We start from the raw sequence: 24,342 nt of genomic DNA, 5'->3' as shown, positions 1-24,342 counted from the left end.
CTAGGTACGGCCCCCGACAGAGTGCTCAGTCCAGGGCGAAGGTGGCCGACGCGCGCCCGGAAGCGTCCGACACGGCTTCCAGGTGGAGCAGCCCGTCGCGGTGCCGGACGTACTGACCGGGGAAGTTCACCGACTCCAGCGACACCTTCGCCGCGTCGGCGAGCCCGGCCCGGCGGGTGAACGTGGCGTCCTGCCGGAACAATGTGGAGCCGTCGCTGCGCTCCACCCAGAGCTGGTGGTTACGGTGCCGCAGGTAGTAGCCGGGATAGTTGGTCGACTCCAACGAGATCGCTGCGGAGTTGGAGAGGCCGGCGACGATCCGGAACTGCGAGTCGGCCAGGGCGGTGACGTTCGGTTCCAGCCGCGCCCGGAACTCCCAGTGCCGGATGTAGCGGTCCGGCAGGTCGTGCGCGCGCAGCCGCACCGGGCTGAGGCCGTCCGGCACCGGTACGCCGAAGTTCGGCGTACCGTCGGCGTTCCAGTAGACCCGCTGGAGCCGGGTACGCCGGTTCGGGTCGGTCAGCGGGTCGTAGCCGTTGCCGAGGTACCGCTCGTAGTTGCGGGAGTGATAGACGATCACGTCGCTGCCGTCCTCGGCGACGGTGAACGAGTTGTGCCCCGGCCCCCACTGACCCGTCCGGGCGTCGCTGGCCAGCACCGGTGTGGACCGCTTGCTCCACGACGCCGGGTTGAGCAGGTCGCTGGTGGCCGAGGCGGTGAGCAGCCCGACCGCGTAACTGGCGTCGGTGGCGCTGGCCGAGTACGTCATGAACACCCGCCCGTTGCGGATCAGCACCGCCGGCCCCTCGTTCACGCGGTACCCCCGGGTCTCCCAGGCGTACGTGGGGGTGGCGATCAGGGCCGGGGTGCCCGCGTACGTCCACGGGTTGACCGCGCGGGCCAGATAGATGTTCGAGTTGCTACCGGCGTACTCGGCCCAGGCCAGATAGCGCACTCCGTTGTGGACGAACGTGGTGGCGTCGAGCGAGAAGCTGTTGCGGGCCGGTTGGAGTTGGCCACGTTCCACCCACGGCCCGTCCAGCGGGTTGGCTGCACTGCTCTCCAGCACGTACGGCCGGATGGCCCAGATGTCGTCGGTACGTCCGGCGGCGAAGTAGACGTACCACCTGCCGTCGATGAAGTGGATCTCGGGCGCCCAGATGTGCGCGCCCATCTCGCCACTGCCGTGTTTACGCCAGATCACCCGTTCGGTGGCGGTGGCCAGCCCCTGGAGCGTGGTGGCACGGCGCAGCACGATCCGGTCGTACTCGGGGACCGTGGCGGTGAGGTAGTAGTACCCGTCGGTGTGCCGGTAGACGTGCGGGTCGGCACGCTGCTCGGCCAGCGGGTTGGTGAAGGTGACCGCAGCGGCCTGCGCCGGCACCGTCCCCACCACCGCGGCGCCTGCCGACAAGACCACGACCGCCGCCACTGCCACGACCCGACGAACACCACGTCGCACCATAGCCCCGCCCTTCCGCCATGACAGGAACACTCTGACCGCATTGATAGCGTTAACAACCACCCCCGTCAAGAGAACGTCATCTATACGAAACCCCGCCGCAGCACACCACCCCTCCACCCCCTCCACCCACCCCGCCCGCCCCGCCCACCCACCCCGCCACCCGCGGTGATCAAGAAGTTTGCGCCCACGACGGCGTCCCGGAACGACCAAACCTCTTGATCAACACGGTGGCGGGGTGGGCGGGTGGCGGGGTGGGTGGCGGGGTGGGTGGCGGGGTGGGTGGGGTGGGTGGGGTGGGTGGGGTGGGTGGGGTGGGTGGGTGGGGTGTCAGCGGGGGGCGAAGACGGGGCGGTGGTGCGATGTCGAGGGCACCTCGTCGTCGGGCGCTGCGGTGTTCTGGCATGCCGCCAGGAGCCACCGCCCGCCTTCCTTCGACATGATCCACAGAGGAGACCCGACGTCGGGGCCCTCCGGCGACCGATAGACCTGACGTACCTTGACGGCAGCAACATCGGGCCGGACGAACAGCACGTGCTCCAGCTCGAAGGTCACGGTCAGGCCCTGCATCCCACCGGGCAGCACCTGACGGGTGAACGCCGAGATCGCATCGAGGCCGAAGAGGCGGGTGCCCCCAGCCGTGGTGTAGATCGCATCGGCGCGGAACAGGCCGAGAAACTCGTCCGGAGACTCGGTGTTCTGGGCGTGCTCGACCGTGGCGATCACCTGCTTGATCGCTTCGATCTCGACCTCAGGGTTCGACTGATCGACGTCACTCATGTCGACCACGCTAGGAGTTGAACCCCACTTGAGGTCAACGCGGGAACACCGGCTTCTCGCGCCGAGCGCACAGCCGGAGTCCCGGCGGACGACCCTGGAGGGTCGGTCTTGCCTCCTCGCGTGCACCTCGCGGCAGATATCCGGGCGCTCGGACGGTGTCGTGGTGGGATCACCCTGGCGAGGGCTCTGGCGTGGCTGGATGTTCACCCGGTCCCGACTCGGGTCGGCCTGCCCGCTACCGTCTGCGTATCGCGGCGGCCACGCTTGCGAACCCGCAGCGAACAGCCCAGTCCTGAACTGCACGAGGAGGCACCGATGGCCGACGCCACCAGCGACGCCGAGCCCACCGCTGACGCCGAAGCGGAAAGTGAGGGGCAGCCGCAACCCTTCGAGAACCGGGCGGCACGCCGGTCCAAGGGCAAGGCCACCGCCAAACACACCGGGAGTGCCGCGAGCCGCGTCCACGGCCGTTCCGGCACGGTGCAGAGTCCTCGCCAGTACGGCAACCGTCGAAGCGGCTGACTTCGGACCTCCTGGTCACGCGCGACTCGCGGCATGTCCCTGCCTCGGATCAACGTCCCGCCGACTCACTCGCTCGTGACCTTGGCACCGAGCGCATCACCGACCGCACGACGTACGCTCATCGGATGCGCGTGTCGCTGGGCGGCCGGTAAGCGACCATCATGTCGGCGGGTCGGGCGGCCATCAGGAGGTTCAGCCGGTCGTACGAGGGCTCCATCCGGCAGTTGGCGCGGGTCGGGGTGGGCGGGCGCTGTGCCGGGTAATGATCTCCGGGGTGTGCCTGGTGTGGGCGGCTCCTCAGTCGAGACAGAACTCGTTGCCCTCGACGTCCTGCATCACCAGGCAGGACTCGTTGAAGCCGTCGGCTTCCAGCAGCCGCACCCGGGCCCCGCCGAGCGCGACCAGCCGCGCGCCCTCGGCTTCGAGCGCGGCCACGCGTTCCGCGCCGACGAGCCCGGTGGCGGCCCGTACGTCGAGGTGCAGCCGGTTCTTGACCACCTTGCCCTCGGGTACGCGCTGGAAGAACAGCCTCGGGCCCGCGCCGGTCGGGTCGACGCAGGCGAACGCCGAGCCCTGCCGTTCGGGCGGCAGCGCGCGGTCGAACTCGGCCCAGTCGGCGAAGCCCTCCGGTGGCGGCGGCACGACGTATCCCAGCACCTCGCACCAGAAACGGGCGACGCGCTCGGGGTCTGCGCAGTCGAAGGTCACCTGGACCTGCTTCACGGACGCCATCGACCCACCGTATAGGGCAGTTCCTCAGGCCGGGGGCCTGCCCTGCGACAGCCGCGCGATCCGCGCGTACTCGGCGGCCATCTCGGGTGTCGCCAGGAAGTCGTCGAGGTCGGCGGAGACCTGGTAGTCGACCTGCTCGACGGAGCGGAGCGCCAGCTCGTAGAGTTCGCCCCGCTGCCCGGTCTCCAGGTACGTCGTCCAGTGTTCCAGCGCGGCGAGGACGATGAGCAGTTCCGGGTCCATGTCGCCGTCAGTGAGGACACCCTCGTCGATCCGCGTCATCAGTGCCCGTGACGCGGCGGCGTCGGCCGTCCCGACGGTCTCCCGGGCGAGCGTGAAGGCGGCTACCGCGTCCTCGTCCAGTTCCCCGTCGGCGGCGATGTCGACCAGCCGCTCGTCGCGGACGAGGCGGGCCACCGTCTCGATGCCGAACACCCGGAGCTCGTCCTCCCCCGCCGTGTCGACGAGTCGACGGATCGCTGCTTCGACCTGGTCGTATCGCACCACCGCAGTCTAGGGAACACGCGAGACTTGACCCTGTCACAGTGTCAAGGTCTTCACTGGTGGTCGGAGGTGGTTCCCATCGACTCGACAGGCAAGCCCACGCCCGCCGGACGAGTGGTCGCCGCATTGGCCGCCGACGACTCGTCGACACGACTCAACGCGGCCCTGGCCGTCGGCACACACCCGGACCCGGGCCTGGTGGACGCGCTCGTGGCCCGTTGCGAGGTCGAGCCGGACTTCTTCGTGCGCGACATGCTCACCTGGGCGCTGACCCGGTTGCCGGCGGAGATCACGATGCCGAGGCTGCTGGCGGAACTCGACTCCGCGCACGCCCAGGCCCGCAGTCAGGCACTGCACACCCTGTCCAAGATCGGGGACCGGAGCGCCTGGCCGGCGATCACCACGGCGCTGCTTCGCGACGCCGACGACACGGTGGCCCGGACCGCCTGGCGGGCGGCCGTCGTCCTGGTGCCCGACGCGGAGCGGTCGGCGCTGGCCACGGAGCTGGCCAGGCAGTTCGGCCGGGGTAACCGGGAGGTCCAGCTCAGTCTGAGCCAGGCCCTCGTCGCGCTGGCCGACGTGGTCGAGCCGGTCCTGGAGGCGGCGGCCACCCACCGGAACCCGGCGGTACGGGTACACGCCCGCGCCACGGAACGGCTGCTGTACGACCCGGACGCCGGATTCGACCTCGCCGTGCACGAGGCGAGACGGGTCACGGTCCTCGGACCGGACCGGGAGGAGTCGCCTGGTGCTGATCGGTGAGGTGGCGCGCCGCTCGGGGGTCAGTGCCCGGATGCTCCGGCACTACGACACGCTCGGGCTGGTCCGCCCCACCGGCCGCACGGTGGGCGGCTTCCGGGAGTACACCCCGGAGAACATCCGGCGGATCTTCCATGTGGAGGGGCTGCGCTCGCTGGGGCTGTCGCTGCGCGAGATCGGTCGTACCCTCGACGATCCCGGCTTCACCCCGGCGGCGCTGGTCGGCGACCTCATCCGCCGGACCGAGGAGCGGCTGCACCGGGAGCGCGAGCTGCTCGACCGGCTCCGCACGGTCGATGCCGCCGAGCCCGCCGACTGGCCGGAGGTGGCGCGCCTGATCGAGCTGCTGCACGGTCTCGGTTCCGGCAGTGCGGCGCGGCGTCAGCAGGCCGTCCTGGCCGAGCACGCGTCGGCACCCGCCGAACTGCTGGCCGAGGCGGTGCTCGGCGAGACGGATCCGCACGTCGCCGGTGCGTTGCGCTGGGCTCTCGCGCGGGCGTCCGGCGGCGGCGCGGCCCGGGTGGCGTCCGGCCTGACCTCGGATGACGCCGAGGTCAGGCGGCGCGCGGTCCAGGCGCTGGCCGAGTTGCCCGGAGACGAGGCGAGCGGCGCCCTCGTCGACGCGCTCGCTGACGCCGAGCCGACGGTACGAGGGCCGGCCGCGCTCGCGCTCGGTGCCCGAGGCGACACCCGGGCGGTACCGACGCTGGTCGGCCTCGTGGTCGACGGCCCCAACGACGTCGAGGCGGCCGAGCTGCTGGGCACGCTGGCCGTGGACCCGACGTGGGCGGAGCGGATCATGACGGCGTTGGTCGACGCACTCGCCGATCCGGGCGCGGACTCGGCAGCGCGGATGCGACTGACCCAGGCCCTCGCCGAGATGCCGGGGACCCTGGCGGCGGACACGCTGCGCCGGTTGACCCGCGACGACGACCGACCGGTGGCGCTCGTCGCGTCGGCCCTGCTGGCCGTCCTCGACGGGCGCGTGGGTGACGCCGGTGACCGGCGCGGCGCGACCTGACGCCGGTCAGGCGGGGACGTGCCCGTTCAGGTACGCGTTGATCTGGTCGATCTCCAGTTGGTTGAAGACCTCGGGCTGGTCGGCGGCCTGGTTCGAGTTGATGATCCGCTTGAAGAGGTTGTAGTGGGCCATCGACCGCAACCCGATGACGCGGTTGGGGGTGACCAGGTACCCGGTGCCGCCGGTGCTCCAGATGAGGTACATGAGTCCGTCCTTCGTGAGAATCGCGGGTGGCTGGCCGGGCGCCCCGGCGTAGGGAGCGCCGGTGAGGATCGACTCCGGGTCCACGCGGTGCCCGTTCGGATGGAAGATCTCCAGGTGCAGGTGCGGCCCGGTGGAGCGGCCCGTCGACCCGACGTTGCCGAGGTGCTGCCCGGCCGCGAGCTGCGCGCCGACCCGCACCACGGGTACGTCCCGCAGGTGGCCGTAGACGCTGCGCCACCCGTCGGCATGGGTGACCGTGGCGTGGTGGCCGAGCCCGGCGGCACTGTAGGTGACGCCGGTGACGGTGCCGGCCGCGATCGACCGGACCGGGTAGCCGAGGATGCCGGCGGCGCTGTAGTCGGTGCCGTTGTGCTGCCGCCGCTCGCCGGTGATCGGGTCGACCCGGACCCCGAACGACGAAGTGATCGGGATCCACTTGTCGAAGGGGCGGTTCCAGCGGGGTGTCGCTCCGTACGCCGCCTCGGCGAGCCACGCCTCGGGGATGACGCCGACGGCGAGGGTGGCGGTGATCAGGCCCAGCAGGCGCCGGCGATCGACCAGGTGACCTTCGTCCACAACCGCTCCAGCCGGTAGCCGGGACACGTCCGTCGACACCGCCGAGCGAAACGACGATCTTCGATCGGCTGAGGTCTGGAGTCTAGGTCACCGTGCAGTCGGGACGCCACCGGTCAGGCGGTCGCACCACCGTCGATCGCGATCGACGCACCGGTGATGTGCCGACCGCCGTCGCCCACCAGGTGACTGACCGTCGCGGCCACGTCGGCCGGCGATGCGTACCGCCCGAGGGCGATCTGCGTCCGCTGCGCGTCGGCACCGTCGCTGTCAGCCGGGTTCATGTCGGTGTCGGTCGAGCCGGGCAGGATCAGGTTGACGGTGATGCCGCGCGGGCCGAGCTCACGGGCCAGCGCCCGGGTCAGCCCGTTCACCGCGCTCTTGGTCATCGCGTACGCGCTGACTCCGGGCGCGGGGACGCGACTGGCGAAGCTGCTGCCGATGTTGACGATCCGCCCACCATCGCCCATGTGCCGCACCGCCGCCTGGGTGGCCAGGTACACCCCGCGCACGTTCACCGCGACCGCCCGGTCCAGCGCGTCGAGGCTGACCGACTCGATGGGCCCACCCGCGAACACCCCCGCGTTGTTGACCAGGATGTCCAGCCGCCCCAGCTCGGCCACGGTCCGCTCCACCGCACCGACGACCGCCCCCGAATCCGCGCTGTCCGCGCTGATCGACAGGCCCGTGCGCCCGTACGCCTCGATGTCGGCCAGGACGGACTTCGCGTTGTCCCCCGCCGTGCGGTAGGTGAACGCCACGTCGATCCCGTCCTCGGCGAGCCGGCGCGCGACGGCGGCGCCGATGCCCCGACTTCCACCCGTGACCAGGGCAACCCTGCCGGCAGTTCTGACCGTCATACCGCAATCCTGACAGTTCACTCAGGATCGCGATCATCCGGGTCACCCGTCACGACAAGCTGTTACGCGGCCCCCATCCACATCCGGCGATGAGTTCCGAACACGTTCCGTTCCCGGATCGGGGCGGCCTCGCACCCTCGACGAGACACCCGTGCGGACGCTGCGTCCACGAGCCGCCGTACACAACGTGACCGGAAGATCCGAAACGGACTGGAGTCGCCTGACGGCGCGGCCACCCGACGTAGGCTCCGACGATGACGCGCAAACCCCTGACCTGGCTCCTGATCGTGCTGCTGGGCGGAGGCGCGGCGTTCGGCCTCTTCTGGTTCCAACCATGGAAGCTGTTCACCAACCAGGTGGTCGCCGAGATACTGCCGATCACCGACGCAACCGCGCCGCAGGGATCACCGTCAGCAGAGGTGGGCCCCTCGGCCGAGGCGTCACCCTCCGCCGAGGCATCCGCCGCGCCGAGTCCGAGGAACGTGCTGCTGGCCAGCGGAGAGTTCGTCACGCATGAGCACGAGACCACCGGCACCGCCCGACTGATCCGGCTCTCCGACGGCAGTCACCAGTTGGCACTAGAGGACCTCGCCACCTCCAACGGCCCCGACCTGCGAGTCTGGCTCACCGACCAGCCGGTGCTCCCCGGCCGGGCCGGCTGGCACGTCTTCGACGACGGGCGATGGCTCGAACTCGACCGGCTCAAGGGAAACCGGGGCGACCAGGTGTACGACATCCCCGCCGACGCGAATCTCGACGACTTCCGCAGCATCTCGATCTGGTGCAAGCGGTTCTCGGTGTCCTTCGGCGCAGCCGAGCTGCGGAAACCGTCCTGACCCCCGCTGTGGTTGGCCCGACACCTGTCGGGGTGTAGGCGGACGGGATGCCGGGTACCTCGCGCCCAACCCCGCACCCCTGCCCAGGAGGACCCATGACCGTCGTACTCGCCATCGTCTGCAGCGACGGGGTGGTGATCGGCGCGGACTCCCAGATCACCGAGAGCGACCGCGGTCTGAGCTTCCCCGCCCAGAAACTGCACCCGCTGGGCTCCTGCGCCGCCTGGGGCGGCAGCGGCGCGCGGGGCGTACTCAACGACCTGCGCCCACTCCTTGAGGAGTCGGCCACCGCCATCCTCGAAGCACCCGACATCGGCGGCGAGTTGCAGGAGCGCGTCCTACCCGTCTTCAAGAAGCACTACGCGAACTACATCCCGGACGTGCCCGGCGAGAACGGCGGCGGTGGGGTGTCGGCGTACCTGCTCGCGGTCGGCTACAGCCAGGGCGGGCCGTGGATCGTGGAGATCAACCCCAACGGTCTCATCGGCCGCTACGAGGACGTGGGCTTCCACGCCATCGGCTCCGGCGCGCCCATGGCCCAGCAGGCCGGCGCGCTGCTGTCCCACTTCCGGATGACCACGCGCACCGTCGAGTACGGCGTGGTGGGCGTGGTCCGGGTGCTGGAGGCGCTGGAGCGGACCTCGCCATCGGTCGGCGGGCCGTTCAGCGTCGCGTGCATCCGTGAGGAGGGCGCGCACCACCTCGACGAGAAGGAGATCGCCAAGGCGCTGAAGGACGCCCAGCGCTGGCGCGACCTCGAACAGAAAGCGCTCGACGGGCTGTTCGACTGACACCGGGCTTGCCACCGTCCCGCCCGCCGCCCGGCTCGCACCCTCCCACGAGGGCCGAGGCGTCACGGGCGGGACGTTTGCTGCTGCGGTCGTGTGCAGGTCAGCAGCAGGTACCGGCGGCTCCGGTGGTGGCCGGCTCCTTGTCGGCGGCGGGGGTGCCGCAGGCGCTTGCGGTGGCCTTCTCCAGGTGGTCGGAGTCGGCCTTGACGGTGTAGACCTCCCAAGGCTCGTCACCGGGGCCACGCACCCAGACCTTGTCCTGGAGGGCGTAGCAGCATTCGGTGCTGTTCTCCTCCAGGGTGATCAGGCCGGATTCGGTGAGGCGCCGGGTGGCGGCGTTGACCTCTTCGGTGGTGGAGACCTCGACGCCCAGGTGGTCCAGCACGGTCGGCTGGCCGGGCTCGCCCTCCAGGAGCACGAGCTTCAACGGCGGGTTCTGGACGGCGAAGTTGGCGTAGCCGGGGCGACGCTTGGCCGGTTCGACGCCGAACAGCTTCGAGTAGAAGGCCACGGAGCCTTCGAGGTCGGACACGCGCAGGGCAAGTTGAACGCGGGACATGGGCTCTCCTCTCGACAGGACCGCCATCGCCGACCCGTCCTGTCTAGATGAATTTCGAATCAGCCCCCACGTTGCCTCTTGTTTTGAGATCTGTCAACCTAGACGCATGTCGAAACAAGCCGTACCGGTGGTCGACCTGAACGCCGTGGCCTGCTGCGCCCCGATCGCGGCCCGTCCGATGGACGACGGCCAGGCGGCGGTGGTCGCCCCGATGTTCAAGGCCCTGGGCGACCCGGTCCGGCTCCGGCTGATGTCGATGATCGCCTCGGTACCGGAGATCTGCGTCTGTGACCTGACCCCGGCGTTCGACCTGTCCGGGCCCACCATCTCCCACCACCTCCGGGTGCTGCGAGACGCGGGCCTGGTGGACTCCGAGCGGCGGGGCACCTGGGTCTGGTACCGGGTCCGCCCGGAAGCCTTCCGGCAGCTCGGCGCACTGCTGGACATCCCCACGGCCACTGCGGCCACCGGGTGAGCCTCGCGCTGGCCCGGCGGGCAAGCGCAGAGTTCACCGGTACGGCCCTGCTGGTCACCGCCGTCGTCGGCTCCGGGATCGCCGCCACCCGGCTCTCCCCGACGGATGTGGGGCTCCAACTCCTGGAGAACGCGGTTGCCACCGCCCTCGCTCTGGGCGCGTTGATCCTGATGTTCGGCCCTGTGTCGGGCGCGCACCTCAATCCGGTCGTCTCGGCCGTCGACTGGTGGCTCGGCCGCCGGTTCGGGACCGGTCTGACCCTCCGGGACCTGGCCGGCTACGTCTGCGCGCAGGTCACCGGGGCCGTCGCCGGGGCGGTTCTGGCCGCCCTCATGTTCGGGCTCCCGCCGGTCACCTGGTCCCACACCGACCGCACCGGCGGGAATCTGTGGCTGGCCGAGGTGGTCGCCACCGCCGGGCTGGTCCTCCTGGTCTTCGCTCTCGCCCGTTCCGGCCGCACCACCGTGGCCCCGGCCGCCGTCGCCGCCTACATCGGAGCGGCCTACTGGTTCACCTCCTCGACCTCCTTCGCCAACCCGGCGGTCACCATCGGCCGCGCCTTCACCGACACCTTCACGGGCATCGCCCCTGCCTCCGTGCCCGGCTTCGTCGCCGCCCAGCTCGTCGGCGGCCTGGTGGCCGTCACCGCCCTCGCCGCCTGGTACCCCCACGCCGGACACGCCGCTGACGCGGTGGTCGTGCCCCACCCCACCCGAGAAAGCGAAGCTCGATGACCGACAAGCCCAGCGTCCTGTTCGTCTGCGTCCACAACGCCGGTCGCTCCCAGATGGCCGCCGCCTGGCTACGCCACCTCGCCGGGAACACCGTCGAGGTCCGCTCCGCCGGCAGCGCGCCCACCGACCAGATCAATCCCACCGCCGTCGAAGCCATGCGGGAAGTCGGCATCGACATCACCGACCGGACCCCGACCCGACTCACCTGGGACACCGCCGAAACCAGCGACGTCATCGTCACCATGGGCTGCGGCGACGCCTGCCCCGTCTTCCCCGGCAAACGCTACGAAGACTGGAAACTCACCGACCCCGCCGGTCAACCCCTCGACGTCGTCCGCCACGTGCGCGACGACATCAGGACCCACGTCACCGAACTGCTCGCCAGCATCAAGCCGGAGACCGGGCAACCACCCGCCCGCATCTCCCGGCTTCCCTGAGGATGCCCGGGGTCGGACTCGGGTCGGAGACGTACCTGCACCGGTGGCCGAAGGAGAACCGTCGCCGCGACATCGTCAGCACGGCGCTTCGGGAGGCTGCGGAGAACCGCTCGGGGTCGGCGCTTCCGGGCTGAGTTGTGCCGGATCTGTGCCAAATGATCAATGGCCAGCGTTTCCGCTGGCCATTGGTATTGCTGGTGGAGCTGAGGGGATTTGAACCCCTGACCCCCTCGATGCGAACGAGGTGCGCTACCAGTCTGCGCCACAGCCCCTCCGCCGGTTTACCGGCATTGGTCCCGTCCGGCTTTCACCGGGCGGGCCGGTGACAAGGCTAACAGGTCGGCCGCCTTCGCCGCGAACCGCCCCGCCCGCCCGACACCCCAAGATCCACGCGATCTCACCGGACACCAGCCCCTCGGGCCGACGAGCCAGCAACATCCCCGATACCGCTGCCTCGCCTCACCGGACGCCAGCCCCTCGGAGCCCATGAGGCAGCAACATCCCCGATACTGCTGCCTCCCACCACCGTCGAGGCAGCAATATCCCTGAAACTGCCGCCTCGACCCGCCACGAGTCGCACGTCCCCGTCCGCGACCAGGCGCCGGAGAGGGCCGGGCGCCGGAGAGGGCCGGGCGGCAGGCGGGACCGAGCCGACAGGCGGGACGGGTGGGACGGGCAGAACGGGCGGGACGGGTGGGTGCACGGCGGCTCGCCGCAGTGCGGGAGGTGCGTTGTGCGAGTCGCCGGCAGGGCGGGACGGCTCAGGCGCTGTGCGAGCCGCGCCCGGCCTCGTAGGGACGACCGCGCAGGCCGCCGGCGCGGCGGTAGGAGACCGAGCCGCCGCTGGCGACCTGTGGCAGGTCGGCGGGGCGGTCCAGGCCCATGGCGGAACGCCGGACGGACTCCCGCTGGGCGGCCAGGCGACGCTGGGCCTCCCGACGGGCTGCGGCGCGGCGTGCCTGTTCGCGGCGCACCTCGGCCTGCCTCGCGGCCAGCCAGGCGGCCTCGCGGGCCCGGGCACGCCGACGACGGCGGTCGGCGAGTGCGCGGGCGCGCAGGTGGACGACGTACACGACGAGCAGGGTGCCGGTGACCGCGAAGCTGATCCAGAAGCCGGGGCCGACCACCAGGACGCCGACCAGTTCGACGGCGTTGAGCAGCACCAGGGCGGCGAGGACCCGGCGGCGGCGGTAGACGGCGGGGGTGTGCGGGCGGCGGCGGTCGGGGCGGCGGCGTGGACGGTTCCCGGTCGGCGCGACGGAGCGCAGCCGACTCGGCCGCCCGGACCGGCGCGATGCGGGAGCGCTGTCGACCGAGCCTGCGGGGGCCGGATCGCCGGCCGCACCACCGGAGCGAGCAGATGCGTCCGGGGAGTCGCGGGTGCGGGGTGCGGGTGGGCCGGAGACGGGGGCGGCGAGCTGCCCCGAGCTGGCATCCTCGCTGAGGGTGACGACGAGGGCACGGGACGGGTTGACCGGTCTGCGGCCGGGGACAGTGCGGCGTCGTCGGCGGCGCTGGAGCACCCGCGCCGTCGACTGCGCCCGCTCCGCCACCAACCGCTCGGCGGCGTCGTACCGGCGAACCAGCGCCGGAGCGAGAGCGAGCAGACCGGCGGCGGCGAGGACGGCGAGGAGCACCGAGGTCGGCACCCTCACCCCTCCCGTCACCAAGATTCGGAGCAACCGCCGACCGGCCGCAGGATCTTTCACCGATCGGCGTCGGCGACGTGAATCATGCGGAGCGGGCAGCGCCTGCCGCAGCTTGCAGTTACCTGAGGTTACGGGTCAGGCTGGCCGGAACAACCGCGCCGCGCCGATTCCGCACGTGGGACGGCTCACGGCGTACGGGCGCGCAGCCGGTGCCAACGGGCCAGCAGCCCGCCCTCGGCGGCGATCTCCTCGCTCGTCATCGCGTACCCGATGTGGTCCCGCCACGCACCGTCGATGTGCATGTAGCGCGCGTGGTACGCCTCCTCGCGGAAGCCCAGCTTCTCCACCACGCGGCGGGACGGCCCGTTCTCCGGCCGGATGTTGACCTCCACCCGGTGCAGTCCACCGGGGCCGAAGGCGTGGTCGACGGCGAGCGCCATCGCGGTAGGGATCACACCCTGGCCGGCGACTCGACGGTCCACCCAGTAGCCGACGTAGCCGGAGCAGAACGCCCGGCGCACGATACTGCCGATGTTGATGTGCCCGACCAGGCGTTCCGCGCCGTCGGCGTACAGGCAGACCGCGAACGGCATGCCCTCACCGGTACGCGCCGAGCGCCGCTGGTCGCGGTGGACCCAGCGGAAGGTGGCCGGCGAGTTCAGATCGGCCCAGTCACCGGCCGGCGTGGACTCCCACGGGGCCAGCCACTCCCGGTTGGCGCAGCGCACCTCGGACCAGGCCGCCGCGTCGGAGCGTCGGTACGGCCGCAGCAGCACCGGCCCGTCGGAGAGCACCACCGGCCAGCCGGGCGCCCGTCGGAACCGCACCACTCCTCCACTCCCGAGCGTCACCCGGATTCACCGTCGACGGTCGAGCAGCAGCACGTCCACGGTGGAGCCGGCAGCGGCGGCGGTGACCCGCTCGCCGAGAACGAGAAGCCCGTTCGCCTCGGCCAGGCCGGCGAGGGTGAACGGACCGCCGTTGAGCGGTTGGACAGTGTAACCCCCACCTCGGCGCTCCGCGACGTGCGCGGGGCGGAACTCGCGCAGGCCCACGGGCGAGGAGACCGTCTCCAGCAGGTGTGCCCGCACGCTGGGCCGGAACACCGGTTCGGCGCCGGCCAGCAGGTTGATGGCGGGGCGGGCCAGCACCTCGAAACCGATCATCGCGGCGCCCGGGTCGCCGGGCAGGCACACCACCGGCACCTCCTCGGCGCCGACGGTGCCGAACCCGAGCGCGGTGCCCGGATAGAGCGCCACGTCGGTGAAGGTGACCGGTCCGGCGCGGCTGCCCTCGCGGCGGGACAGGATGCGGCGGACCATGTCGCCCGGCCCGGTGCCGGTGCCGCCGGTGGTGATGATCAGGTCGGCCCGCAGGGTCTGGTCCTCCAGCAGGCCACGCAACCCCTCCGGGTCGTCGTCGCAGATGCCCACCCGGTACGCCAGGGCGCCCGCCTCCGCCGCCGCGGCGGTCAGCGCGTGCGAGTTGGCGTCGACCACCTGACCGGGCTGGCTGCCCCGGCCCACGTCCACCAGTTCGTCGCCGGTGGCCACGATCACCACCCGGGGGCTGGGGCGGACCACCACGTGCCCGATGCCGGTGGCGGCGAAGACCGCGACCAGTGCCGGTGAGACGTACGTGCCGGCGCGGGCGAGCAGAGTGCCTGCGGTCACCTCCTCGCCGGCCCGGCGTACGCCGTAACCCCGCTTCGGGGCGCGGAAGATCTCCACCGCCGCCATGCCCTGGTCGGTCCACTCGACCGGGACGACCACGTCGGCGGCGACCGGCAGTGGTGCTCCGGCGGCCACCGAGAAGCACGAGCCGGGGGTGAGTCGGACCGGCCGCCAGCTCGCCGCGCCGAGGTCACCGACCACGTTGAGGCGTACCGTGCGGCCACCCGGACGGCCGGACTGGGCCGGGACGTATCCCACGCCCCGGGCCCCGCCGGCGATGTCCTCCCAGCGCGCGGCGTACCCGTCCAAGGCCGCCTGGTCGAAGGCCGGGAACGAGTGCGGTGCGACGACGTCCTCGGCGAGGACGTTGCCGTGCGCCTGGGTGAGGTCGAGGTCGAGCGGAGGCAGCGCGCGTAACCTGCGCAGCACACTGCCCAGGTAGTCGGCGAGCGGCGTCAACCCGTTTTCGGCCGCCTCGGCGTCGGCCGTCGCGGTCATGTATTCGGACCGCCCGACGCGTCGGAGTTGACGAACTCGGCCAGCCACTTGCGGAACTCCGCGCCCAGGTCCTCGCGCTCGCTGGCGATCTGGACCACGGTCTGCAGGTAGCCCAGCGGCATACCGGTGTCGTAGCGGATGCCGCGGTAGACGATCGCGTGCACCGGGGTGCCCTCGGTCCGCAGCAGCTCCATCGCGTCGGTGAGCTGGATCTCGCCGCCGCTGCCGGGCTTGGTACGCCGGATCGCGTCGAAGATCTTGCCCGGCAGCACGTACCGGCCGAGCACGGCCAGGTTGCTCGGCGCCTCCTCCGGCTTGGGCTTCTCCACCATGCCGGTGACCCGGACGACCTCGCCGATGTCGGTCAGCTCGGACTCGGCCGGCTCGACCGAGGCGATGCCGTAGCGCGTGGTCTCGGCCGGGTCGACCTCGAAGAAGGCGAGCACCACGCCACCCGTCCGGGCCTGCAGCTCCAACATGGCCGGCAGCAGCGGCTCGGAGAGGTTGACGAACTCGTCGCCGAGCAGCACGGCGAAGGGCTGGTCACCGACGTGCGACTCGGCGTACCCGACGGCGTGGCCGAGGCCGAGCTGCTCGGGCTGGCGGCAGGTGTAGATGGCGGCCAGTTCCTCGGTGCGCTTGACGGCGGCCAGCAGCTCGGGCTTCTCCGCGAGCCGTTCCTCCAGATCGGGCCGGCGGTCGAAGTGGTCGACCATCGATGTCTTGCCGCGCCCGGTGATCAGTAGCACGTCGCCGATACCGGCCTGGGCGGCCTCCTCGACGATGTACTGCAACACGGGTCGGTCGACGACCGGCAGCAGCTCCTTGGGTACCGCCTTGGTCGCCGGCAGGAACCGGGTGGCCAGGCCGGCGGCCGGGATGACGGCCTTGACGGCACGGGGACGACCGGTGGCGGCGGTCGCTGAGGGGTTCGCTGAGTGCTCCGACATGTCGCGAGACTATCGGCCGGGGCCGTGACGCGGCGGGTGAGGACCAGAAGACGCGCCGCCCGCCGGAGCAGTTCTGCCGGTCGTGGCGGAACCGGCCGGGGCCGGTTCGTCGTCGGTGGTCGGTTCGCCCGGATCGCCCTCCGGTCCGGCCCTGGGCAGCCCGTCCTGCGGGCTACGGGTCGCCACCAGCACCGGTAGCTCCCGGGTGGCCGACGCCTCCCGGGCAGGAGCCAGCCGCCAGGTGTCCCGGCCACCCGTCTTCGCGGCGTACAGCGCCTCGTCCGCTGCCTGGAGCACCTGCGGTCCGGTGTCGGCGTGATCCGGAAAGACGGCGATCCCGATCGATACCGTCATCGAGACGGTGTCCGGCGCTCCGGTGTGCCGTGCCACGTGGACCGGACTGTCCCGGACGGCCGCGGCGAGCCGCTCGGCGACGATCGTCGCGCCCCGGGCGTCGGTCTCCGGCAGCAGCACCACGAACTCCTCCCCGCCCTGCCGGAAGGCGAGGTCCACCTCGCGGATCTCGCCCCGGACGCGCCGGGCGAACTCGGCCAGCACGGTGTCCCCGGCCGGGTGCCCGTACGTGTCGTTGATCCGTTTGAACCGGTCCAGGTCCAGCACGAGGACGCTGACCGTCCGGCCGAACCGGCTGGCCCGCTCCACCTCCCGGCGTACCGACTCGCGCAGGTAGCGGTAGTTCCAGAGCCCGGTCAGCGGATCGGTGAGCGAGAGCCGCTGCGCCTCCTCGTGGACGCGGACGTTCTCCACCGCCACCGCCGCGTGACCGGCGAAGGTGCGCAGCGTCGCCAGGTCGTCGTCGTCGAACTCGGCCCCGCCCGGCCGGTCGTAGAGGGCGAGCACGCCGAGCACGGTCTCCGCCGGGCCGGTCCGGGAGGCGTCGGACCCCGGGCCGGGTTCGGCGCGGACAAGCGCCTCGGGCGCGGTGAACGGCACCGCGACGTACGTCCGGCAGGGCGGTTCGCCGGAGGCGTCGTCGGCCGGGTCCACCCGTCCCCGGCAGGGTCGGCCGGTCGCCGCGACCTCGCCCAGCAACCCGCTGCCGACCGGCACCGACCCGGTGCCGGGCCAGCGTCCGTCGAGCCCCTCGGAGCACTGGGCGACCAGCACGCCACCCGGCTCGGTGAGCAGCACCGCACCGGCCCGGGCGCCGGTCGCGGCGAGCGCGCTGCGCAGGATCACCCGCAGGATCCGTTGCAGGTCGTGGGTGCTGGCCAGGGTGTCGCCCAGCACCGCGAGGTGCCCGCGTAGCTGGTCGCGGCTGCTGGCCAGCGCCGCCAGATGGCCACCGGTCTCCTGGGCCATCCGGTTGAACGCGGCGGCCAACCGGCCGACCTCGTCGTCGCTGCGTACCGGCACCCGGGCGGTCAGGTCGCCGGCCGCCACCCGGTCGACCGCGCCGGCCAGCTCCACCAGCGGGCGGGTGGTCACCCGGGCCAGTCGCCAGGCGGCGGCCACCCCCACCAGGGCGGCCAGCAGCACCACGCCGACCAGTACGGCGTGCAGCCCGGGCGGCTGGTCGCTGGGGACCGAGAGCACCAGGTGCAGCGGCTGGCCGGGCGTCGGACCGGCGCGGCGCAGGTACCGGCCGTCCGGCGTGCCGGTCACCCGCTCGCCGCGCAGTGACGCGGCTGCGGCGAGCACCTCGTCCCGGCCGTTCGCCGACTCCGTGGTGTGCGCGACGTACGGCGCGCCGCCGCCGTCGAGCAGCGTCACCGCGACGCCGGTCACCGCCGCGAGACGCGCCACGAACCGGGGGTCGACCGGTTGGGCGGCGGAGACCGTGCCGAGCGCCGCGCCGGCCGGGTCGCGCAGTTCCACCCGGACGGCGAGCGCACCGACCGGTCCGGCGGTGGCCGGGCCGAGACCGACCGCAGGTGGCATCGGTGGGCCGCAGTCCCGCCAGGGGGCCGGTGGAGCGTCCGGGGTGGCGTAGCTGACCCGGCCGGTCACGTCGGTGACCAGCACCGCCGAGGCCAGTCCCCGCCTGACCACCTGTCCGGCGGCACCCGGCCGGTCGGCGGTGAGCGCGACCGCGTCCGCCGCGGCACGGAGCTGCTGGCAGAGCGCGTCGATCGAGGTACGTACGGCGGTGGCCGCCACCGCCAGGCGCTCGGTAGCGCGACTGCGGTCCATCGTCGCCACGGTGGAGGCGACGAAGACGGCGCCGAGCAGGACCGGGCCGAACGCCACGGCCAGGAACGCTGCGGTCAACCGCCCCCGTAGCGTCAACGCTTCCCCTTCCCCCCGGAAGTTGCGCGACCGTCGCCTGCGATGCTGACACAGAGCAACGGTGCGACACGCGTTGCGTGAGGGGTGTTGCGTGCCGGAATTTGCGGAAGGAGCGGAAGTGACGCATGACGCGAAGCGGGCGACACGGGTGACGCTGCTGGCCCGCCGCCGGGCGTTCACCGCCGCCGAGCGCGAGGCCGCGACCGAAGCCGTCCAGGCCGCACTGGTGGCCCTGGTACGCAGGCTGCGGCCGACCCGGGTGGCCGCGTACGCGCCGGTGGGCGGCGAGCCGGGCGGACCGGACCTGCCGGCGGTGCTCGCCGACGCGCTGCCGCCCGGCGCCGACCTGCTGCTGCCGGTGCTCCGTGACGACCTGGACCTGGACTGGGCCCGCTGGGCGGGAGCCGGCGCGATGGTCGCCGCCGGTCGGGGCATCCGCGAGCCGGACACTCCTCGGCTGGGTGTCGATGCGATCGCCACGGCCGAGGTGGTCGTGGTGCCCGCGCTGGCCGTCGACCGCCGGGGCGTACGGCTGGGCCGGGGTGGCGGATCGTACGACCGGGCGCTGGCCCGGGTGCCCGCGAGCGCCCTCACGGTGACGCCCCTGTACGACGGCGAACTGCTCGACGAGGTCCCGGCCGAGCCGCACGACCGTCCGGTACGCGCGGCGCTCACCCCGAGCGGCGGCCTGCACCCGCTGCCGACCGCCTCGGGTGTCGCGCCCCACACTTCCGCTGGACGAACCGACCCCCGATGACGCACCATTGGCACTCGAATACGTCGAGTGCCAACCGGCCGTGTCAGACCCGGAGGAGAACGTGCCCACGTACCAGTACGCCTGCACCGCGTGCGGTCACCAGCTCGAGGCGGTGCAGTCCTTCTCCGACGAGCCGCTGACCGACTGCCCGGCGTGCGAGGGGCGGCTGCGGAAGCTCTTCAACTCCGTCGGCATCGTCTTCAAGGGCTCGGGTTTCTACCGCACCGACTCCCGCTCCAACGGCTCGGCGAGCACCGACACCGCGTCGAGCCCGAGCAAGTCGGGTACGTCCGAGTCGTCGTCCTCCTCGACCGGCTCGACCTCCTCGTCGACCAGCACGTCGGGTGGCAGCACCGGCTCGTCGGGCAGTTCCTCCGGCGGCGGCACGAGCAAGGCCCCGGCGGCGGCGAGTACCCCCTGACGGTGACCTGACCGGGCACCCGTCGCCCCGCGTCGTCGATCGCGACGGTCGCCGGGCGACGGCCCGGCGGGGCGTTCGTTCCCGGCTCGGCCCGGCGCTCAGTCCCAGTGCGGCGGACGCTCGGCCAGCAGCCAGTCGTCGTTGCCGCCGGCCCGCTCGCCCCAGCCGCGATCGGTGTCGTCGGTGCTCTGCTCGGGCAGCACCACGAAGTCGTCGTCGCTCAGGTCGACCGCGCGATCGTCGTCGCGCCGCCCGCCCGGATCCCCACTCGTCACGAGCGCCAAGGCTAACGCACCTCCAGCCCGCTCCCGAGCCGTCGACCACGCCGTGTGCGGGCGGACCGATCGCGGTGTGCGGGGCACGGCGCGGCCCGACGGCGTGGCGCACCGGTCATTGGTAGCGTCGGTCGACGTGACGACGCCTCACCCCGGCCCGGCCTCCGACGATCCCTGGCGCCGGCCCGACACCGGGGACGAGCCCACGCCCGGCTCCGGTGCGGAGTCCACCGCCGCCGCCCGGCCGGAGTTCACGCCCGGCCCCGCGCCACGCCGACCCGCGTCCGACGATCCCTGGCGTCCGCCGACGGCTCCCGCCCCGGGCGCCACGACCGGCACGGGCGGCGTCGCGCCGGGCGGTCGAGGACCGGCCGGGTACGACGGCCCGCCGCCCACCACCGCGCCGCCGCCCGGTTGGCGTCCACCGGTGCACCTCCAGGCGGCACCGCCACGGCGGCTACCGGCACAGGACATGGCGGCGCTGGACGCGCAGGAGCAGCGGGCGCAGCGGCTGACCTGGGTGATCGGCGGGGTGACGGGCGCCGTCCTCGTGGTGGTGGTCTGCCTGCTCTGCTCGCGAGCCTTCCTCTGACGGCGGCGGGCCGTCAGTCGAACGTGTTGCCCCAGACCATCTCGGATCCCGAGTGACCGGTGAGCCAGACGTAGACGAGCGCGGCCACCCCCGCCCCGATCACCAGCACCGACAGCACCGGCGTCAGCCAGCTCGGCAGCTTCGGCGCCCGGGGGTGGGTGCTGGTCGCGACCAGCAGCAGGATCGTCACCAGGGCGAGCCCCAGCGTGATCAGGAACAGCACGTCACCGTAGGCGGCGTGCGCGTTCATCTGGTCGATGATCTCGCCGGAGAAGCCTCGGGCGATCTGCCGTTCCTGCAGGGCCTCGCCGGACTGCATGCCGACGAACGCCGTGATCGGCGCGACGATCGCGAGGATCGCCACCGCCCAGTCCAGGCGGGAACGGAATCTCGGCAGCGCGATGTACGCGGCGGCGAGCAACACCAGCAGTGGTACGAAGACCACGACCGCATGCACGACGAGCACGTGCATGGGCAGGCCCAGCGCCTTCTCGAACATCGGCACCTCCGGCGATAGGTGATCGTGACATGTCAGCGTACGGGCCGGGGCTGGCCCCGCCCAGCGCGCTCCTGCTTGACACGGCTCTCCGGCGTCCAGGGTTCACCGAGACGTCACCCGGGAGGGCTGGCTGTGGCCCGAACCACCGAACCCACCGGTCTGTTGTCCGGTCGGTGTGCGCGTGCTGTCATTGACACATGTCCAGCGGTGCGGATCTGCTGCGGTCGCACGGCCTGCGGGTCACCCGGCCACGCCTCGCCGTACTCGACGTGTTGGCGGACGGCGGTCACCTGGACGTCGACGAGATCACCCGGCGGGTACGCGAGCGGATCGACTCGGTCTCCACGCAGGCGGTCTACGACGTATTGGGGGCGCTCTCCCGCGCGGGACTGTCCCGCCGGATCGCACCGGCCGGCAGCCCCGCCCGCTACGAGGCCCGGGTCGGTGACAACCACCACCACGTGGTGTGCCGGGGCTGCGGCGAGATCGCCGACGTGGACTGCGCCGTCGGCGAGGCCCCCTGCCTGGATCCGCGCACTGCGGCCGGCTTCCACGTCGACGAGGCCGAAGTCACCTTCTGGGGGCTCTGTCCCGGTTGTCAGGCCCGTCGCTCCGCCGACTCCTGAGCGTTTCCGCAGGCCGTGGCACCCTTGGTGGGTGGATTCCACTGACACCGGCCTGTTCGGTCCCGACTCGGTCACCTGGAAACTGCACGCGGAACCGATCCTGCTCCTCGCCGGGCTGCGCTCGCTCTATCTCCAGGCGCTGCACCCCCGGACGATGGCCGGGGTCGCCCAGAACAGCAACTACCGCCGGGACGCCTGGGGCCGACTGCACCGCACCGCCACCTACGTCGACACCACCGTCTACGGCACCACCGCCGAGGCGGAGGAGGCCGGGCTACGGCTACGCCGGCTGCACGCCCGGATGACGGCCGTCGACGCGGCCACCGGGGAGCGGTTCCGGGTCGACGAGCCGGACCTGCTGCGCTGGGTACACGTCACCGAGGTGGAGTCGTTCCTCGACACCGCGCGCCGGGCCGGCGTACCGCTGGACGACGCCGAGGTGGACGGCTACTACACCGAGCAGCGGCGGTCCGCCGCGCTGGTCGGGCTGGACCCGGAGACCGTCCCGGGCACCGCCGCCGAGGTGGCCGAGTACTACCGCCGGGTGCGCCCGGAGCTGCGCATGACCAAGGAGGCAGCCGAGACGGCCCTGTTCCTGACCGCGCCGCCGTTGCCGTGGAAGCTCAGCCTGCCCGCCCGGGTCGGGCTCAACCTCGGGCCGCTGAGGTGGGCGTACTTCGGCGTGGCCGGCACCGCGCTGGCGCTGCTGCCCGGCTGGGCCCGGCGACTGTACGGCGGGCTGGGCCTGCCGACCACCGCCCTGTCGGCGGACGTGTCGGTACGCGCGCTGCGGCTCGCCCTCACCGCGCTGCCGCGCGACTGGCGGGAGGGGCCGATGCGGCGCGCCGCCGAGGAGCGGGCGGCCCGGGCGGCGTCCCTGTCCGGCTGACCGGACGGCTGCTCCGACCTGACCGACCGGATACACGGCCGGGTCGACGCAGGCCCCGGCGGCCGTTCAGCCCGGCTCGGCTGAGGGCGCGGCCGTTCAGCCCGGCTCGGCCGAGGGCGCGGCCGTTCAGCCCGGCTCGCCCGGGGGCACGGCGGGACGGTCGACGGCCGCCCAGGGTTCCTTGCCCGGCTGCTCGGCTCCGGCCGGGCAGGTACGCCGGAAGTCGCACCAGGCGCAGCGCGGGCCGGGCGTGGTCGGGAAGGCGGTGTCCGGGTCGCCGCCGTCGGTGACCGCCCGCTCGGCGGCCATGATGTCCTGGGCGGTCTGCTCGGCCCGGGTCACCTGCCGGGCCAGCGACTCGACGGTGTGCTCGTGCGCCGCGACCGTGCCGCTGGGCAGGTGGTGCAGTTCGACCCGACGGCACGGGCGACGGAACACCCGCTCGGCCGCGTACGCGTAGAGCGCCAGCGCCTGCGAGCCCCGCGCGTCGTCGGCGTCCATCCCGGTGCGGCCGGTTTTGTAGTCGACGATGACCAGCTCAGGGCCGTCCGGCCCGGGTCGGGAGTCGATCCGGTCGGTGCGCCCGTTGAACGCCAGCACCCCGGTCTTGGTGGCCACCACCCGCTCCACGCCGACCGGCTCGTCGGCCGGGTCGAGCCCGCCGACGTACACCTCCAGCCAGCCCAGTGCCCGCCGGTAGACGTCCCGCTCCTGCGCGTCGTCGCGGTAGCCGTCCCGCACCCAGGTGCCCTTGAGCAGGGTCGGCAGCACCTCCGGGCGACGCCGGTCGACGGGCAGTGCATACCAGTTCTTCAGAGCGGTATGCACGCTGGCGCCGAGTGAGTTGTGCGCCCACGGCGGCCCCTTCGGCGGGGCGGGCCGGTCGACGTAGGAGTAGCGGTAGCGCCGGGGGCAGTCCGCGTACGCACCCAGTTTGCTCGGGGTGCAGACGAACAGCCGCTCCGGCATGCCCTCGAAGCCGAGCTGCTCGGGCTGCCCGTCGCGGGGCCGGGGCGCGCGGCCACCGGCGGCGGGTCGTCCTGCTGGGGATGCTCGTCGCACGGCCCCGATCCTGCCATCCACCCCCGACAGTCGCATCGGCGGTGAGCACCTCGATGCCGCCGGGACGGAACGCGAGGTCAGGCCGAGACGACCTCGGTCACCCCGGACGAGGCGGCGACGAGGCGCTCGTACGCCTCGGGCGCGGTGGTGAAGGCACCGAGCCGGACGGTCTTGTGCGTGCCGTGGAAGTCCGACGACCCGGTCACCAGCAGGTCCAGGTCGGCGGCGAGTCCGCGGACGTGGGCCCGCTCGGCGGGCGAGTGGTCCTCGTGGTCGGCCTCCAGACCGGCCAGGCCGACCGCCGCCAGCTCGGCGATCAGCGTGTCCGGCACGACCGGGCCACGTCGGCTGGCCCGGGGATGGGCGAACACCGGCACCCCGCCGGCCGCCCGGACCAACCGGACCGCCTGGAAGACGTCGATGTCCTCCTTCGGCAGGCGGTACCGCTCCCCCAGCCACTCCGGGCCGAACGCCGCGCTGGTGGTGGCGACCAGCCCGGCCCGGATCAGCGCCTGCGCGATGTGCGGTCGCCCGACCGTCCCACCGCCCGCCGTGGCGAGGATCTCCGGCCATCGCACGTCGACACCGTCGGCACGCAGCAGCTCCACGGTGCGTTCGCCACGGGTCAGCCGGACGGCCCGCATCCGGGCCAGCTCGGCGACCAGCTCCGGATGGTCCGGGTCGAAGAGGTACGCCAGCAGGTGCAGCGACATCGGCGGCTGCGCGCCGTACCAGCGGCAGGACAGTTCCGCCCCGCGTACCAGACGCAGCCCGGGCGGCAGCGCCCGCAGGGCCGGCGCCCACCCGGCGGTGGTGTCGTGGTCGGTGATCGCCACCACGTCCAGCCCGGACTCGGCGGCGGCCCGGACCAGCTCGGCGGGACCGAGCGTGCCGTCGCTGGCCGTGGAGTGGGTGTGCAGGTCGATCCGGGGGGTCATCGCCCGACGCTACC

The 24,342-nt window shown here is 72.6% G+C and carries 29 protein-coding genes and 1 tRNA gene; 13 read left to right on the top strand and 17 right to left on the bottom strand.

Features of this window, described 5'->3' with window-relative positions; all coding sequences use genetic code 11:
• Positions 1-25: 25 nt before the first annotated feature.
• Both ACWDVW_RS06440 and ACWDVW_RS06435 read right to left on the bottom strand, forming a co-directional pair.
• Entirely contained in the window at positions 26-1,420 is a 1,395-nt protein-coding gene (locus tag ACWDVW_RS06440; RefSeq protein ID WP_449945503.1) for a family 43 glycosylhydrolase, read from the bottom strand.
• A 372-nt stretch (positions 1,421-1,792) separates the two neighbouring features.
• Positions 1,793-2,242, bottom strand: a complete 450-nt coding sequence (locus ACWDVW_RS06435) for an SgcJ/EcaC family oxidoreductase (protein WP_449945501.1) — start codon at positions 2,240-2,242, stop codon at positions 1,793-1,795.
• A 315-nt stretch (positions 2,243-2,557) separates the two neighbouring features.
• Here ACWDVW_RS06435 and ACWDVW_RS06430 point away from each other — a divergent pair, with 315 nt between their 5' ends.
• On the top strand, positions 2,558-2,764 hold the full coding sequence (locus ACWDVW_RS06430) for a hypothetical protein (RefSeq protein ID WP_449945499.1): 207 nt from the start codon (positions 2,558-2,560) through the stop codon (positions 2,762-2,764).
• A 297-nt stretch (positions 2,765-3,061) separates the two neighbouring features.
• Here ACWDVW_RS06430 and ACWDVW_RS06425 read toward each other — a convergent pair whose 3' ends face one another.
• Positions 3,062-3,496: a VOC family protein gene (locus ACWDVW_RS06425; RefSeq protein ID WP_449945498.1), complete on the bottom strand. Its 435-nt coding sequence runs from the start codon at positions 3,494-3,496 to the stop codon at positions 3,062-3,064.
• Between the two features lie 24 nt (positions 3,497-3,520).
• Entirely contained in the window at positions 3,521-4,000 is a 480-nt protein-coding gene (locus ACWDVW_RS06420) for a hypothetical protein (RefSeq protein WP_449945496.1), read from the bottom strand.
• Positions 4,001-4,069: 69 nt separating this feature from the next.
• On the opposite strand from ACWDVW_RS06420, the gene ACWDVW_RS06415 reads away from it, so the two are divergent.
• Positions 4,070-4,762: a HEAT repeat domain-containing protein gene (locus ACWDVW_RS06415; protein WP_449945495.1), complete on the top strand. Its 693-nt coding sequence runs from the start codon at positions 4,070-4,072 to the stop codon at positions 4,760-4,762.
• Positions 4,749-5,780 (top strand): HEAT repeat domain-containing protein, encoded by a 1,032-nt coding sequence (locus ACWDVW_RS06410; RefSeq protein ID WP_449945493.1) that lies wholly within the window; start codon positions 4,749-4,751, stop codon positions 5,778-5,780. The genes ACWDVW_RS06415 and ACWDVW_RS06410 overlap by 14 nt, the downstream gene beginning before the upstream one ends.
• Positions 5,781-5,786: 6 nt before the next feature.
• Here the strand turns inward: ACWDVW_RS06410 and ACWDVW_RS06405 are convergent, their stop codons facing one another.
• Together ACWDVW_RS06405 and ACWDVW_RS06400 are read right to left on the bottom strand one after the other, a co-directional pair.
• Positions 5,787-6,560 (bottom strand): M23 family metallopeptidase, encoded by a 774-nt coding sequence (locus tag ACWDVW_RS06405; protein WP_449945492.1) that lies wholly within the window; start codon positions 6,558-6,560, stop codon positions 5,787-5,789.
• Between the two features lie 113 nt (positions 6,561-6,673).
• The gene (locus ACWDVW_RS06400) at positions 6,674-7,417 is read right to left on the bottom strand and encodes an SDR family oxidoreductase (protein ID WP_449945491.1); all 744 of its coding nucleotides are present in this window, start codon (positions 7,415-7,417) and stop codon (positions 6,674-6,676) included.
• 254 nt (positions 7,418-7,671) lie between these two features.
• Here ACWDVW_RS06400 and ACWDVW_RS06395 point away from each other — a divergent pair, with 254 nt between their 5' ends.
• Entirely contained in the window at positions 7,672-8,253 is a 582-nt protein-coding gene (locus tag ACWDVW_RS06395; RefSeq protein ID WP_449945489.1) for a DM13 domain-containing protein, read from the top strand.
• A 95-nt stretch (positions 8,254-8,348) separates the two neighbouring features.
• Complete coding sequence (locus tag ACWDVW_RS06390; RefSeq protein ID WP_449945488.1) at positions 8,349-9,044, top strand: proteasome protein; 696 nt, start codon at positions 8,349-8,351, stop codon at positions 9,042-9,044.
• A 100-nt stretch (positions 9,045-9,144) separates the two neighbouring features.
• Here ACWDVW_RS06390 and ACWDVW_RS06385 read toward each other — a convergent pair whose 3' ends face one another.
• On the bottom strand, positions 9,145-9,603 hold the full coding sequence (locus ACWDVW_RS06385) for an ArsI/CadI family heavy metal resistance metalloenzyme (protein WP_449945487.1): 459 nt from the start codon (positions 9,601-9,603) through the stop codon (positions 9,145-9,147).
• Positions 9,604-9,709: 106 nt separating this feature from the next.
• On the opposite strand from ACWDVW_RS06385, the gene ACWDVW_RS06380 reads away from it, so the two are divergent.
• From ACWDVW_RS06380 to ACWDVW_RS06370, 3 genes are read left to right on the top strand one after another with little or no spacing between them, the layout of a single operon-like run.
• Positions 9,710-10,078, top strand: a complete 369-nt coding sequence (locus ACWDVW_RS06380) for an ArsR/SmtB family transcription factor (protein ID WP_449945485.1) — start codon at positions 9,710-9,712, stop codon at positions 10,076-10,078.
• Positions 10,075-10,812: an aquaporin gene (locus ACWDVW_RS06375; RefSeq protein WP_449945483.1), complete on the top strand. Its 738-nt coding sequence runs from the start codon at positions 10,075-10,077 to the stop codon at positions 10,810-10,812. The genes ACWDVW_RS06380 and ACWDVW_RS06375 overlap by 4 nt, the downstream gene beginning before the upstream one ends.
• Positions 10,809-11,249 carry an arsenate reductase ArsC gene (locus tag ACWDVW_RS06370; RefSeq protein WP_449945481.1) on the top strand — a complete coding sequence of 147 codons (441 nt, stop codon included), beginning with the start codon at positions 10,809-10,811 and terminating at the stop codon, positions 11,247-11,249. Before ACWDVW_RS06375 ends, ACWDVW_RS06370 begins: the two co-directional genes overlap by 4 nt.
• Positions 11,250-11,444: 195 nt before the next feature.
• On the opposite strand, the gene ACWDVW_RS06365 is transcribed toward ACWDVW_RS06370, so the two are convergent.
• The 6 genes from ACWDVW_RS06365 to ACWDVW_RS06340 all read right to left on the bottom strand — a co-directional run bounded on the left by ACWDVW_RS06365 (position 11,445) and on the right by ACWDVW_RS06340 (position 18,269).
• A tRNA-Ala gene (locus ACWDVW_RS06365) sits at positions 11,445-11,521 on the bottom strand.
• Positions 11,522-12,010: 489 nt separating this feature from the next.
• A complete protein-coding gene (gene sepX / locus ACWDVW_RS06360) occupies positions 12,011-12,904 on the bottom strand; it encodes a divisome protein SepX/GlpR (protein WP_449945479.1) in 894 nt (297 codons plus the stop codon).
• Between the two features lie 179 nt (positions 12,905-13,083).
• Positions 13,084-13,725 (bottom strand): GNAT family N-acetyltransferase, encoded by a 642-nt coding sequence (locus ACWDVW_RS06355; RefSeq protein ID WP_350695917.1) that lies wholly within the window; start codon positions 13,723-13,725, stop codon positions 13,084-13,086.
• 30 nt (positions 13,726-13,755) lie between these two features.
• The gene (locus ACWDVW_RS06350) at positions 13,756-15,069 is read right to left on the bottom strand and encodes a molybdopterin molybdotransferase MoeA (RefSeq protein WP_449945477.1); all 1,314 of its coding nucleotides are present in this window, start codon (positions 15,067-15,069) and stop codon (positions 13,756-13,758) included.
• A complete protein-coding gene (locus ACWDVW_RS06345; protein ID WP_449945476.1) occupies positions 15,066-16,019 on the bottom strand; it encodes a UTP--glucose-1-phosphate uridylyltransferase in 954 nt (317 codons plus the stop codon). The genes ACWDVW_RS06350 and ACWDVW_RS06345 overlap by 4 nt, the downstream gene beginning before the upstream one ends.
• Before the next feature lie 9 nt (positions 16,020-16,028).
• Positions 16,029-18,269: a diguanylate cyclase gene (locus tag ACWDVW_RS06340; protein WP_449945474.1), complete on the bottom strand. Its 2,241-nt coding sequence runs from the start codon at positions 18,267-18,269 to the stop codon at positions 16,029-16,031.
• 118 nt (positions 18,270-18,387) lie between these two features.
• Between ACWDVW_RS06340 and ACWDVW_RS06335 the strand changes: the two genes are divergently transcribed.
• Both ACWDVW_RS06335 and ACWDVW_RS06330 read left to right on the top strand, forming a co-directional pair.
• Entirely contained in the window at positions 18,388-19,026 is a 639-nt protein-coding gene (locus tag ACWDVW_RS06335) for a 5-formyltetrahydrofolate cyclo-ligase (protein WP_449945472.1), read from the top strand.
• A gap of 61 nt (positions 19,027-19,087) precedes the next feature.
• A complete protein-coding gene (locus ACWDVW_RS06330; protein ID WP_449945471.1) occupies positions 19,088-19,447 on the top strand; it encodes an FmdB family zinc ribbon protein in 360 nt (119 codons plus the stop codon).
• A gap of 98 nt (positions 19,448-19,545) precedes the next feature.
• Here ACWDVW_RS06330 and ACWDVW_RS06325 read toward each other — a convergent pair whose 3' ends face one another.
• Positions 19,546-19,722 (bottom strand): hypothetical protein, encoded by a 177-nt coding sequence (locus ACWDVW_RS06325; protein ID WP_396740846.1) that lies wholly within the window; start codon positions 19,720-19,722, stop codon positions 19,546-19,548.
• Between the two features lie 136 nt (positions 19,723-19,858).
• Here ACWDVW_RS06325 and ACWDVW_RS06320 point away from each other — a divergent pair, with 136 nt between their 5' ends.
• Entirely contained in the window at positions 19,859-20,314 is a 456-nt protein-coding gene (locus ACWDVW_RS06320) for a hypothetical protein (RefSeq protein ID WP_449945470.1), read from the top strand.
• 13 nt (positions 20,315-20,327) lie between these two features.
• Here ACWDVW_RS06320 and ACWDVW_RS06315 read toward each other — a convergent pair whose 3' ends face one another.
• Positions 20,328-20,813, bottom strand: coding sequence for a DUF2231 domain-containing protein (locus ACWDVW_RS06315; RefSeq protein WP_449945468.1), 486 nt, complete (start codon positions 20,811-20,813; stop codon positions 20,328-20,330).
• A gap of 197 nt (positions 20,814-21,010) precedes the next feature.
• On the opposite strand from ACWDVW_RS06315, the gene ACWDVW_RS06310 reads away from it, so the two are divergent.
• Positions 21,011-21,439 carry a Fur family transcriptional regulator gene (locus tag ACWDVW_RS06310; RefSeq protein ID WP_449945467.1) on the top strand — a complete coding sequence of 143 codons (429 nt, stop codon included), beginning with the start codon at positions 21,011-21,013 and terminating at the stop codon, positions 21,437-21,439.
• Positions 21,440-21,470: 31 nt separating this feature from the next.
• A complete protein-coding gene (locus tag ACWDVW_RS06305) occupies positions 21,471-22,328 on the top strand; it encodes an oxygenase MpaB family protein (RefSeq protein ID WP_449945466.1) in 858 nt (285 codons plus the stop codon).
• Positions 22,329-22,454: 126 nt separating this feature from the next.
• Here ACWDVW_RS06305 and ACWDVW_RS06300 read toward each other — a convergent pair whose 3' ends face one another.
• Both ACWDVW_RS06300 and ACWDVW_RS06295 read right to left on the bottom strand, forming a co-directional pair.
• Entirely contained in the window at positions 22,455-23,297 is an 843-nt protein-coding gene (locus tag ACWDVW_RS06300) for a RecB family exonuclease (protein ID WP_449945596.1), read from the bottom strand.
• A gap of 170 nt (positions 23,298-23,467) precedes the next feature.
• Positions 23,468-24,328 (bottom strand): PHP domain-containing protein, encoded by an 861-nt coding sequence (locus ACWDVW_RS06295; RefSeq protein WP_449945465.1) that lies wholly within the window; start codon positions 24,326-24,328, stop codon positions 23,468-23,470.
• Positions 24,329-24,342: the final 14 nt, after the last annotated feature.

It is taken from the genome of Micromonospora sp. NPDC003241, from assembly GCF_053589795.1.
The sequence above is the reverse complement of the archived record's forward strand: the minus strand, read 5'-3'. Positions and strand labels throughout refer to the sequence as shown.

Coding starts and splice junctions, on each gene's coding strand:
- ACWDVW_RS06350 (WP_449945477.1), bottom strand. CDS start 15,069: ATGACCGCGACGGCCGACGCCGAGGCGGCCGAAAACGGGTTGACGCCG.
- ACWDVW_RS06390 (WP_449945488.1), top strand. CDS start 8,349: ATGACCGTCGTACTCGCCATCGTCTGCAGCGACGGGGTGGTGATCGGC.
- ACWDVW_RS06315 (WP_449945468.1), bottom strand. CDS start 20,813: ATGTTCGAGAAGGCGCTGGGCCTGCCCATGCACGTGCTCGTCGTGCAT.
- ACWDVW_RS06295 (WP_449945465.1), bottom strand. CDS start 24,328: ATGACCCCCCGGATCGACCTGCACACCCACTCCACGGCCAGCGACGGC.
- ACWDVW_RS06435 (WP_449945501.1), bottom strand. CDS start 2,242: ATGAGTGACGTCGATCAGTCGAACCCTGAGGTCGAGATCGAAGCGATC.
- ACWDVW_RS06425 (WP_449945498.1), bottom strand. CDS start 3,496: ATGGCGTCCGTGAAGCAGGTCCAGGTGACCTTCGACTGCGCAGACCCC.
- ACWDVW_RS06345 (WP_449945476.1), bottom strand. CDS start 16,019: ATGTCGGAGCACTCAGCGAACCCCTCAGCGACCGCCGCCACCGGTCGT.
- ACWDVW_RS06430 (WP_449945499.1), top strand. CDS start 2,558: ATGGCCGACGCCACCAGCGACGCCGAGCCCACCGCTGACGCCGAAGCG.
- ACWDVW_RS06395 (WP_449945489.1), top strand. CDS start 7,672: ATGACGCGCAAACCCCTGACCTGGCTCCTGATCGTGCTGCTGGGCGGA.
- ACWDVW_RS06310 (WP_449945467.1), top strand. CDS start 21,011: ATGTCCAGCGGTGCGGATCTGCTGCGGTCGCACGGCCTGCGGGTCACC.
- ACWDVW_RS06370 (WP_449945481.1), top strand. CDS start 10,809: ATGACCGACAAGCCCAGCGTCCTGTTCGTCTGCGTCCACAACGCCGGT.
- ACWDVW_RS06380 (WP_449945485.1), top strand. CDS start 9,710: ATGTCGAAACAAGCCGTACCGGTGGTCGACCTGAACGCCGTGGCCTGC.
- ACWDVW_RS06385 (WP_449945487.1), bottom strand. CDS start 9,603: ATGTCCCGCGTTCAACTTGCCCTGCGCGTGTCCGACCTCGAAGGCTCC.
- ACWDVW_RS06300 (WP_449945596.1), bottom strand. CDS start 23,297: ATGCCGGAGCGGCTGTTCGTCTGCACCCCGAGCAAACTGGGTGCGTAC.
- ACWDVW_RS06400 (WP_449945491.1), bottom strand. CDS start 7,417: ATGACGGTCAGAACTGCCGGCAGGGTTGCCCTGGTCACGGGTGGAAGT.